The sequence below is a fragment of the Anabaena sp. AL09 genome, from assembly GCF_001672255.1.
In the GTDB taxonomy this organism is placed as follows: domain Bacteria; phylum Cyanobacteriota; class Cyanobacteriia; order Cyanobacteriales; family Nostocaceae; genus Dolichospermum; species Dolichospermum lemmermannii.
The window spans coordinates 29,013-39,731 of the sequence record NZ_LJOQ01000071.1 but is presented as its reverse complement, the minus strand read 5'-3'; the positions used below and the strand labels follow the sequence as shown (position 1 = coordinate 39,731).

Annotated in this window: 10 protein-coding genes; 4 read left to right on the top strand and 6 right to left on the bottom strand. The window is 40.1% G+C overall.

Features of this window, described 5'->3' with window-relative positions; all coding sequences use genetic code 11:
- Positions 1-90: 90 nt before the first annotated feature.
- From AN490_RS13740 to hisB, 4 genes are all read right to left on the bottom strand, one after another.
- Positions 91-969, bottom strand: coding sequence for an SPFH domain-containing protein (locus tag AN490_RS13740; protein ID WP_300004205.1), 879 nt, complete (start codon positions 967-969; stop codon positions 91-93).
- A 277-nt stretch (positions 970-1,246) separates the two neighbouring features.
- Positions 1,247-2,686, bottom strand: a complete 1,440-nt coding sequence (locus AN490_RS13735; protein ID WP_300004202.1) for a polysaccharide biosynthesis/export family protein — start codon at positions 2,684-2,686, stop codon at positions 1,247-1,249.
- Between the two features lie 715 nt (positions 2,687-3,401).
- Positions 3,402-4,391: an ABC transporter ATP-binding protein gene (locus tag AN490_RS13730; protein WP_300004200.1), complete on the bottom strand. Its 990-nt coding sequence runs from the start codon at positions 4,389-4,391 to the stop codon at positions 3,402-3,404.
- A gap of 683 nt (positions 4,392-5,074) precedes the next feature.
- A complete protein-coding gene (gene hisB, locus AN490_RS13725) occupies positions 5,075-5,680 on the bottom strand; it encodes an imidazoleglycerol-phosphate dehydratase HisB (protein ID WP_300004197.1) in 606 nt (201 codons plus the stop codon).
- 96 nt (positions 5,681-5,776) lie between these two features.
- On the opposite strand from hisB, the gene AN490_RS13720 reads away from it, so the two are divergent.
- Positions 5,777-6,097, top strand: coding sequence for a hypothetical protein (locus tag AN490_RS13720; RefSeq protein ID WP_300004194.1), 321 nt, complete (start codon positions 5,777-5,779; stop codon positions 6,095-6,097).
- On the opposite strand, the gene fabI is transcribed toward AN490_RS13720, so the two are convergent.
- Positions 6,032-6,808 carry an enoyl-ACP reductase FabI gene (gene fabI / locus AN490_RS13715; protein WP_148764322.1) on the bottom strand — a complete coding sequence of 259 codons (777 nt, stop codon included), beginning with the start codon at positions 6,806-6,808 and terminating at the stop codon, positions 6,032-6,034. The two genes, AN490_RS13720 and fabI, sit on opposite strands and share 66 nt — an antisense overlap.
- A 379-nt stretch (positions 6,809-7,187) precedes the next feature.
- Between fabI and ntcA the strand changes: the two genes are divergently transcribed.
- The 3 genes from ntcA (at position 7,188) to AN490_RS13700 (ending at position 10,138) form a co-directional block, all read left to right on the top strand.
- The gene (gene ntcA / locus AN490_RS13710) at positions 7,188-7,859 is read left to right on the top strand and encodes a global nitrogen regulator NtcA (RefSeq protein WP_015080072.1); all 672 of its coding nucleotides are present in this window, start codon (positions 7,188-7,190) and stop codon (positions 7,857-7,859) included.
- Positions 7,860-8,072: 213 nt separating this feature from the next.
- Entirely contained in the window at positions 8,073-9,521 is a 1,449-nt protein-coding gene (locus AN490_RS13705; RefSeq protein WP_300004189.1) for a DUF3084 domain-containing protein, read from the top strand.
- Positions 9,522-9,715: 194 nt separating this feature from the next.
- Positions 9,716-10,138, top strand: a complete 423-nt coding sequence (locus tag AN490_RS13700) for a pre-16S rRNA-processing nuclease YqgF (RefSeq protein WP_300004186.1) — start codon at positions 9,716-9,718, stop codon at positions 10,136-10,138.
- Between the two features lies 1 nt (position 10,139).
- Here AN490_RS13700 and AN490_RS13695 read toward each other — a convergent pair whose 3' ends face one another.
- A complete protein-coding gene (locus AN490_RS13695) occupies positions 10,140-10,403 on the bottom strand; it encodes a DUF3146 family protein (RefSeq protein ID WP_168695434.1) in 264 nt (87 codons plus the stop codon).
- Positions 10,404-10,719: the final 316 nt, after the last annotated feature.

Sequence of the window (10,719 nt, the reverse complement as noted above, 5' to 3'; positions counted from 1 at the left end):
ATTAATTCCGTTGCTTGACTAAGTTAATTATATGGACGTTCCGTAACATAAGGCTAGTTATGGGTAGAAATTGCCGAACAGTTTAAAACCCTAATTAAGTCCATTACCGTTACCGTTACCGTTACCTTTGCCATTACCGTTACCATTGCCTTTACCATGATTTTCTTGTACTGAATCAGAAATCAATTCCTGAAACATTTCTGTTGAGTTAGCAGGATCTACAAAGACAATTTTGGCATTATTGCTTTCACCTAATTTTTGACTAGCATCTACATAATCTTGGGCAACAAGATACCTTAAAATATCCTTACTTTCAGGATGATTCCGCAAGGCTTCTGAAATTATTTCTATAGATGTTCTAGTTCCTTCCGCTCGTTTAACTGCCGCTTGTCGCTCCCCTTCTGCGGCTTCTATAGCTGACTTTTTCTTAATTTGTGCGTTTTGTTGAGCTTCCATTGACTTGCGGACACTTTCCGGTGGAGTGATGCTCTGAATATCTAAACGGATAATTTCAATTCCCCAAGCGGCTGTAATTGAATTTAATACGCCTAATATGCTTCGGTCTATCTCGTCTCTAGACATATTAGTATCCTCTAAAGAATTTTGAGCGATATTTTCCCGGAGGGTAGTTGTGGCTAAGTTGGACAGAGCCTGTTGTAAATCATCAATGGCATAAAAACTTTTCTCAATATCTTTGATCCGCCAGTAAAGAATTGCATCAACTTCTAAGTAAACTCCGTCTTTAGTAATGACATTTTGGGGCTTAATATCTAACAACTGCTCTCTGGTTGTATCCTCCATCACAATCTGATCAAGAATAGGAACGATAAAGCTGATTCCCGGATTAAGTTTGCGATGATACCGCCCCAAACGTTCAACTAAGGCCACATTCCCTTGATTTACCATCTTTGCAGATGCCAAGGCATAACCTACTAGAGCTAAAAATATGATAAAAATTATTGGGTCCATTGAATTATTCTCCTCCTTCAGCTTTGGGCAGAATTGATTATTAGGGTTATAGCTTGCAGTAAATTATAATGGGTTAAGTGCGTAATTTCCCAATCAGTAACTATAAAATGATAAACCTGCGATCGCATTATAGGCGATCGCTACACCTCTAATGATGAATTGCTGAAAAAATAAACTCAGATGTATAATAGACATCTCCAAAAAAGATCGTAGAGACGTTCCATGGAACGTCTCTACAAGGGTTTCAAGTCACGTACATTTAATTCTCACCAGATATCTAAAATCCAGTGAATAATCTGATAATCCCCAAAATAGTACCTAGAGGACCAGCTACAGTATTAACTCTATCACCAGTTTTGGTTAAACCGTTGCGATCAACCACGACAACATCATTGTTGCGAAGGATAGGATTGGTTTCTTCGTTAATTCCTTTAGCTAAATCCACCTTAACTGGACGTTTACTAACAGTACCATTGGAGTTGAGGCGAATCAACTCTACACTTCCTGTACTAGCTCTACTATCATTGAAACCACCAGCCGCTAATAATGCCTGATTTAAAGAACTATTCGGTTGTAGTTTAACTGCTCCTGGTCTTTTGACTTCACCCACTACACCCACTTCAATAGTCGTTGGTGACAGAGTAGTAGTGGCCAATTGTGTAGCTTCCGCAGTGTTAATATCTGTGGCTGTAGGAATAACAATTGTATCTCCATCCTGCACCACAATGTCTTGATTGATATCACCATTTTGCAGTAATTTCCATAGGTTAATATCTATAGATTGTTCTGTACCACTGCGGGTAGGACGGCGTAGTTTAATCTTTCGCACATCAGCTAGGGATGTAATTCCCCCTGCTAGTTGTAAACTTCGCATTACAGTGGGTAAACCACCACCAGCAGCAGAACCAGCAGAACCACTAGGTTCTGTATTCCCAGGACTAACAAGATAAGAACCAGGACGATAAACTTGACCAATTACGACCACTGTACGCGGTGAAGTTTGACTGGCAGCAAAGTTAGCTGCAAATAAATTTCGGGCTTCAGCCACATTCAAACTGGTAGCTGTGGGGACAACGATGGTATCTCCATCTCGTAAAGTAATCTCTTGGGATATTCTGCCTGTTTGCGTTAATTCCTTTAAGTCCAAGGAGACTGTCTGCTCTCCAGAACGTCCTACCTTGCGGCGTAATTGTACTTGAGTCACATCTGCTGCCAGTGTCACACCTTGGGCGCTGGTAAGGGCAGCTAATACCGTTGGATATTGGACACCGGGGTTATTCCCTGCTCCTCCTTCTAAGCTGAGGGTATAAGCACCTGGTCTTGTTACCTCTCCCGCAACAAACACATTAATAGGACGTGGTGATAATAAGTTGACGGAAATCAGGGGACGTTTGAGAAAGCGAGCATATTTTCTGGCGATTGTATCAGCAGCTTGTTCTGTGGTTAGTCCCGAAACAGGGATACTGCCAATTAAAGGCATATTAATTGAACCACCGGGAGGGACTTGATATTCACCTGTATATTCTGGTACTTCAAATACATTAACACGGATGCGATCGCCGCCGCCCAATAAATAATCTGTAGCTATGCTGGATGTTGATTTTACTGGCTGTTTTTGAGCTAAACTCACGGATGGTAAAGCGATATTCATTGTTGTTAACAATGCTAAACCCATAGTTGAATGGGTGAGAAATTTACACAAATCTTTATTAAGCATATTTACCTAAGAATTGAAAATGACGATATTTACAGTTATTCTGAAACATTTTAACATCGAGTATACTGAAGAATCATAGTCACTCAACAATTTTATTTTCTAATAGATCTTTAGTTTTCCGGACATAATAATTTGTTCTTTGGGGATATTGATTTTAAATCTTCCATAACGTTAAGAACAATTTTAGCTGATTTCTGTAAGTTAATTTTCAAAATTAATAACAATTTTTGATTCTATATTCTCAATATTTTCGGCTCTACCGTTCCCTTTATGTAAAACAACATTTATTGTCGGTTGGGTTGACGTATGTTACCCAACAACAACTCTTACTATTCAACCTACAAAAATTAAATTAATATTATTCTCCGTAAGGGGAGCGGTATAACCATATTTTCTAATAAACGATTATTAAAATGTAGAACTCATAACTTGATGGGAAATTTAGCTATATATCCAGTGAACTTTCTTTTTTATCTGTTGCTTTCTTTCTGTTTTTGTTTCCAGATCCAGAATGCAGAATAACTAAGAGTTTCACTATTATGCTTGATGATTTTCATAAGATCTTCAATATATTGATTCCTGAATTCTTACAGAAAGAGTAGCACCGATTACATACATACTTTTTTACTAAATAAGTAGTAAATATAGTAGTATTTCTAGGAATAAAATTACTACTTGTAGCTGATCTATTCCTCTTGTTTTTTGTCTATTTATACTAATTAAGGGGATGATTCCGGCCTTGAATTTGGTGAATAAAAAACTCTTCCAGAGATTGACGCGATAGGTTCATAGCCGTGATTTTTCCGCCCATTAACCTCAGACTAGACAGAAAATCATAATAATCTTCTTGGAGTATACCGTGCCAATAACCATCAGCCCGAAATTCTAAATTACCTATCCATTTTTTCAAGATTTCCCCATCTCCACCTTGACCTTTAACATGATATGTGTTTTGGTTGCCTAAAAGTTCATTGAGAGAACCGCAACAGATTAATTCTCCTTGAGCAAGAATAGCCACGCGATCGCAAATTTGTTCAACTTCACTCAACACATGACTATTAAAAAATATGGTTTTACCAGATGCTTTCAGCGAAAGAATAATTTCTCGCATTTGGTAACGTCCCAGAGGATCAAGTCCAGACATGGGTTCATCCAAAAACACCAAATCTGGATTATTAATTAAAGCTTGTGCCATTCCCACACGCTGAAGCATCCCTTTAGAATAACGCCGCATTTGCTTTTTGCGAGCATCAGCTTGAGATAACCCCACTAATTCCAACAATTGGGGAATGCGTTGACGTTGTAACTTTTGGGGAATTTGAAATAAACCCGCTGTCAACTGCAAAAATTCCCAACCGCTCAGATATTCATATAAATAGGAATTTTCTGGGAGGTAGCCAATATGCTGCTTGACAGAGCGATCGCCTATGGGTTTACCTAACAATAAGCCCCGTCCAGATGTAGGGCGAATAATTCCCAGCAACAATTTTAACAGCGTGGTTTTACCCGCACCATTGGGACCCAACAAACCAAAGGTTTCTCCTGGGTACACTTGTAAAGAACAGTTTTTGAGCGATACAACTTTTTGATTGAGCCAAAATCCCGTGCGATAGACCTTTCGCAATCCAAAAGTCTGGACTACGGGTACGGGTTGTTGATCTGAGGGATTTTCTTGATAATCGGGGTTGTCTACAACAGAATTCATGGGGATGAAACTACCAACTACTGACTATTTAGAGCTAACTACAGATTAACCGATGCTGAGGATTTTTATAAGAAAACAGGGTGAAAACCCCATAATTGACACCTAAAAATCCCAAAATTTTTTAGGTGTTGATGTCTTTTAAGCCGGGAATGAAAGCCTTCTGGGGATTTATCCCCCAGTGACCGAAACTTTATGTTAAAATTTGGTCATAGTCGCCATAGGGCATTGGGAGACTTTAAACGGACATGGAGGGACGATAAGACCACTTGTGGCGTGTTCTGGCGAAGTGTCAAGTGTTTCCCCGCACCTTCAGGTCGGTGAGTATGTCAAAAATTGATTATATTTGATGTTATAATCTCAATCAACAGGAAAGGTAATCAACCTGTCTAAAAACCTAACTGCCTAATGGTAATCTGTACCTTGACAATTAAATCTATGCGGTTCTATTGCATTGTTCTAGTTTCCTCCTCGCAGTAGGTAAAAGATTTATAGGAGCTAGACGAATCAGAATTTTGAAACAAATCGTTTCTAGTTAAACAGGACTTGCAGCAATGCAACTACGGTCGGGCAGACCGAAAGTTAACGCTTGAGGAGAGTCCCACCTCTGGGCTGGATAACGCAAGGAGTCTAGTTTAAGTGGTCTCGTTGAACCAAGAATCCCTGTGTCTTTAGACCGGGGAGTGTCAAAACACACCTTTGGAACTAGGAATTGTTTCTGCTCGCCGGGAATCAATTTCCACCGCCATTCGTATTGCTCTAGCAAAGGCTTTGAATGTAGCTTCAATAATATGATGGGAATTAATTCCATCCAATTGGCGAATATGTAACGTCATTTGGCTATGATTCACCAACGCCACAAAAAACTCCCGCACTAGCTGGGTATCATAAGTTCCCACCCGTTGAGTAGGAATTTCTAAACCATAACTAAGATGCGGTCTACCAGAAAAGTCTAAAGCAACTTGTACCAAAGCTTCATCTAGAGGTGCAAGAAAATTCCCAAAGCGGACAATTCCCTTTTTATTCCCCAAAGCTTGAAATAAAGCCTGTCCTAAAGTAATTCCCACATCTTCGTTAGTGTGGTGATCATCAATTTCCCAATCACCTTGAGCTTGAATATCCAAATCAAAAAGCCCATGGGAAGCAATTTGATGGAGCATATGATCTAAAAAAGGAATACCTGTAGAAACTTTACATATCCCTGTACCATCAAGATTGATAGTAACATAAATATCTGTTTCCCCAGTAGTGCGGTGAACTGAAGCTATCCGAGAAGTTTGTTTGTTAGTCATTTGTCAGTTGTTAGTTGTCAGTTGTCAGTTGTCAGTAGGGGCGAAGCATTTGGAAGATAAATTAATTATCGGTCATTGCCAAAAATAGTTCTCCAAATGCTTCGCCCGTACAGTTGTCAGTTGTTAGTAGGGGCGAAGCATTTGGAAGATAAATTGTCGGTCATTGCCAAAAATAGTTCTCCAAATGCTTCGCCCGTACAGTTGTTAGTTGTCAGTTGTCAGTTGTCAGTTGTCAGTTGTCATTGGAAAAATTCTTTCTCCCTACATCCCCCACATCCCCCACATCCCCCACATCCCCCACATCCCCCACATCCCCCACATCCCCCACATCCCCCACATTCCCTACATTCCCTACATTCCCATAATTTCATAACCTGCATCTACATACAGGATTTGTCCAGTAATACCGCTGGCTAAATCACTGCACAAGAAAGCCGCAGTATTACCTACTTCTAATTGAGTAACGGTGCGACGGAGAGGGGCGACTTTTTCAACATGATGAATCATATCTAGAATACCACCCACGGCTGAAGATGCTAAGGTGCGAATGGGACCTGCAGAAATGCCATTGACGCGAATATTTTCAGGACCGAGTTCTGCGGCCAAGTAACGAACACTGGCTTCTAAACCAGCTTTAGCCACACCCATGACATTATAGTTAGGAATTGCTCTAACTGCTCCTAAATATGTAAGAGTAATAATACTTCCGCCTTGAGTCATCAAAGGTTTGGCTGCACCGCTTAACTGTACAAGTGAATAAGTGCTAACTTCCAAAGCTGTATTGAAACCAGAACGAGAAGTTTGACTAAAACCTCCAGTCAAATCTTCTTTTTTTGCAAAGGCTAAACAATGCACTAAAATATCTATTTTCCCCCATTCTTGCCGGATGGTTTCAAAAGTAGATTGAATTTGCTCGTCATTTTCAACATTGCAGGGCAAAAATAGGCTAGGACTGAGCGGTTCTACCAATTCAGAAACTTTTTTTTCCATTTTACCCTTGTCATCTGGCAAGTAGGTAATGCCCAAATTAGCCCCGGCTTTGTGCAGTTGTTGGGCAATTCCCCAAGCGATAGAACGGTTGTTGGCAATACCTGTAACTAGGGCATTTTTTCCAGATAGATTCAGCATAAACATTGCTAATGTAATTCATCATTAGGAGCATACTAGAATCTGAGTCTAGTTTGACTGTGTTGGGCTAGAGATTTTCCAAAATACTCCAAGCATAAGCAGTAAGCCCCCAAAAAACCATGACCATGTTCACAAAAATTCTCAAGAAATTGGCAATTTTTAGAGGCAAAACCTATAGACTATAATTAGTGAAACTACTTATCAATAATTACTAGCTAACCGGAACAACAATTATGTATCATTATAAACGAAAAACTAGGAATTCCGCGTTTGAGTATAGGAAAAAACAGAAAATTTAATGATGATCTATTGATTTTTCAGGTGTATTCTTAGGTAATTAGTTTTTGTTTTTCTGGCATTGGGTAGGGGAAGGGAGAAAATGATAGTGACACAAGATAAAGCCCTAGCAAATGTTTTTCGTCAAATGGCAACGGGGGCTTTTCCTCCAGTTGTGGAAACATTTGAACGGAATAAGACGATCTTCTTTCCGGGAGATCCTGCCGAACGAGTTTATTTTCTTCTCAAGGGTGCTGTAAAACTGTCGAGAGTCTATGAGGCAGGAGAAGAAATAACGGTAGCTCTGCTCAGGGAGAATAGCGTTTTTGGCGTGCTGTCGTTGCTGACAGGGAATAAGTCTGATCGATTTTATCATGCAGTGGCATTTACCACTGTAGAATTACTTTCAGCCCCAATTGAACAAGTCGAACAGGCACTGAAGGAAAATCCAGAATTATCCATGTTAATGCTGCGAGGTCTTTCTTCGCGGATTCTTCAGACGGAGATGATGATTGAAACTCTTGCTCACCGGGATATGGGTTCAAGGTTAATTAGTTTCTTGTTAATTCTTTGTCGAGATTTTGGCGTTCCTTGCGCTGATGGCATTACCATTGATCTGAAGTTATCCCATCAGGCGATCGCTGAAGCAATTGGCTCTACTCGCGTGACAGTCACTAGACTGCTGGGAGATTTACGCGAGAAGAAAATGATTACAATCCATAAAAAGAAGATTACTGTGCATAAACCTGTTGCTTTAAGTAAGCAATTTACTTAGAAATTATGGGGGAATGGAGTTGGCACGGGTTCTATTGTTGAGGTAGTGCGGTCTTGGGATCTGTCCAAGCAGAACAACTACCGTAGAGATTCAACCGTTAATTTGGAGGAAGATCTCAAAATTGGATAATTTCTACTTTTGCCTAACTCCATTTACCCACAGACAATGGTTAAACATAGTAGGCTGGATCAGTCAGCATTACGGTAGCTAAAAATGACCACCGGTTACATTCTGATTGCAGCAATTCTCATTTTGGGAGGCGTAATTGCCACCGTGGGCGATCGCATCGGCACACGAGTTGGCAAAGCCCGTCTCTCACTTTTTAATTTACGTCCGAAAAAAACTGCTGTAATTGTCACTATTTTTACAGGTGGTCTAATTTCTGCATCAACTTTGGCAATCCTATTTGCGGCTGATGGCGGATTGCGAAAGGGCGTATTTGAGTTAGAGGATATTCAAAGAGATTTGGGGAACAAGCGGGAACAACTAAAAACCGCAGAGGCGCAAAAAAGCCAGGTAGAGAGTGAGTTAAATCAAGCCAGACAAGAACAAAGTCAGGCGCAACAAGAATTACAGAAAATTAATAAATCATTACAGGCGGCAAATACTAAACAAAAGGCTACACAAGCCCAACTCAATCGCACTCTGAACCAGCAAGCTAAAACTCAAACCCGACTTAATCAAACTCAAAGTCGTCTTGGTGGAATTGTGATTCAGTATCAACAAGCTAGAAATGAATTACAAACTCTTTACAATCAGCGACAAACATTACAAACGGCGGTGGAAGAGTTAAAAACGGAACGAAAAAGATTATACGCCCAAGCTAAAGAAGCTATTGATGAAGCAAAGACGGTGATTGAAAAACGCGATCGCAAAATTACTAAATTAGATAAACTTATTCAAAATCGTAATCTCGAAATTAAACAGCGGGAAGAAGTTATTATTACTAGAGAATCTCGCTTGAAAGAATTAGAGAAACAACAACAATTTTTAGAGCAGGAAGTAGCCAGACTAGAAAAATACTATCAGTCCTACCGTGACCTCCGCTTGGGTAAACTAGCTTTAGTGAAAGGTCAAGTAATAGCCGCAGGGTTAATTACTGTGGACAAGCCTGATGCGGCACATCAGGCAATTATGCAAATTCTCCAGGAAGCTAACCGCAATGCCAATATTCAGTTAACTGAACCTGGTGGTACACCAGTAAATAAAGAGATACTCCGTGTTACCAAAGATAAAGTTGAGCAGTTAATTGCACAAATTAAAGATGGTCGAGAATATGTAGTGCGAATTTTCTCCGCAGGTAATTATGTCAGAGGTGAAAAGCAAATAGAATTCTTTGCAGACGCAGCGAGAAATCAACTCGTATTTTCATCAGGTGAAGTGCTGGCTAGTACTACAGCGGATTTAAAAAATATGACATCTGAACAAATGCGTCAACGCCTAGATTTACTAATTTCCGCTTCTCAATTTCGCGCCCGGAACGCGGGAATTGTCGAAAGTGTCCAAATAGAAGGCACTTTTCTGCGCTTTGTTACCCAACTACAGCAGACGGAACAGGAAGTAGAAATTAAAGCCGTAGCCGCAGGAAATACTTATACTGTGGGTCCGTTGAGAGTCAAATTAGTAGCCATTTTGAATGGACAAATTCTTTTTAGTACGTGAGGTAATAGGTAATAGGTAATAGGTAATAGGTAATAGGTAATAGGTAATAGGTAATAGGGAAAAAGAATTAATTTACCCATAACAACTGACCAATCAATGACCAATGACCAATGACCAATGACCAATGACCAATGACCAATGACCAATGACCAATGACCAATGACCAATGACCAATGACCAATGACAACTGACCAATGACTAATACACAACCTGTAATTTTAGGATTTGATCCTGGTCGTGATAAATGTGGGATTGCCGTGATGGGATTGGATAGGCAAATATTCTATCATCAAGTTGTATTGGCAAATGAGGCGATCGCTAATATTGAAACACAACTGCAAAGATTCCCAGTGTCCTTAATTGTCATGGGAGATCAAACAACAGCTAAAAAGTGGAAACAGCAACTTAATCAAGAATTAAGTAAACCCACCAATATCATTTTGGTTGATGAACGTTATTCCACTTTACAGGCACGCGATCGCTACTGGCAGATGTATCCACCCCAAGGCATCATCAAACTATTACCCAAGGGTTTGCGTCAACCGCCCAGGCCAATAGATGACATTGTAGCCATTCTCCTGATTGAACGATATCTCAACCGACTAACTGACAACTAATTTACAATTCAGCCCGAATTGTAAAAGCATAATCCCCCCCAGGTTCTAACTGATAGTCCTGTTGTTCTAAAAACCGCCCTAGAGGTTCTTTGATTAAAGCACGACCTTGGGAAGGCTTTACAGAAAGTTCTCCCCGGCGGAAATGCCACTGGAAATGCCACTGAAAATTACCGGCGCTAACTTCACCTTCAAGAAAGCCTTGTGGCCAAGATTGGCGGGTAATTTTCACATAAGCAGTAGTTTCTGGCAGACGTTTAGCACTCACGCTTGTTTGATGTCACGGATGGGATAAAGGACAATTATAAGAAAATAGGCTGAAAACCCCGGAATTAACCCCTAAAAATTTTTAGGATTTTTAGGGGTTAATGTCTTGGACTAGATAACGCAAGGAGTCTGGTTTAAGTGGTCTCGTTGAACCAAGAATCCCCGTGTCTTTAGACCGGGGAGTGTCAAGTAGGCTACTTATTTTATGTACCAAAAATAGCTTAATTTTACAAACTAATAAAAACAAGATATGTTAGCAAGCCCTAATTAGTCCACCCCAAATAAAAAAGGTTGCTGAATTGCTGCAACCCTAATGT

What these genes read in the sequence shown, in the direction of transcription:
- AN490_RS13740 (WP_300004205.1), bottom strand. Translation starts at nt 969, where the DNA reads ATGGACCCAATAATTTTTATCATATTTTTAGCTCTAGTAGGTTATGCC.
- AN490_RS13735 (WP_300004202.1), bottom strand. Translation starts at nt 2,686, where the DNA reads ATGCTTAATAAAGATTTGTGTAAATTTCTCACCCATTCAACTATGGGT.
- AN490_RS13730 (WP_300004200.1), bottom strand. Translation starts at nt 4,391, where the DNA reads ATGAATTCTGTTGTAGACAACCCCGATTATCAAGAAAATCCCTCAGAT.
- hisB (WP_300004197.1), bottom strand. Translation starts at nt 5,680, where the DNA reads ATGACTAACAAACAAACTTCTCGGATAGCTTCAGTTCACCGCACTACT.
- AN490_RS13720 (WP_300004194.1), top strand. Translation starts at nt 5,777, where the DNA reads ATGCTTCGCCCGTACAGTTGTCAGTTGTTAGTAGGGGCGAAGCATTTG.
- fabI (WP_148764322.1), bottom strand. Translation starts at nt 6,808, where the DNA reads ATGCTGAATCTATCTGGAAAAAATGCCCTAGTTACAGGTATTGCCAAC.
- ntcA (WP_015080072.1), top strand. Translation starts at nt 7,188, where the DNA reads ATGATAGTGACACAAGATAAAGCCCTAGCAAATGTTTTTCGTCAAATG.
- AN490_RS13705 (WP_300004189.1), top strand. Translation starts at nt 8,073, where the DNA reads ATGACCACCGGTTACATTCTGATTGCAGCAATTCTCATTTTGGGAGGC.
- AN490_RS13700 (WP_300004186.1), top strand. Translation starts at nt 9,716, where the DNA reads ATGACTAATACACAACCTGTAATTTTAGGATTTGATCCTGGTCGTGAT.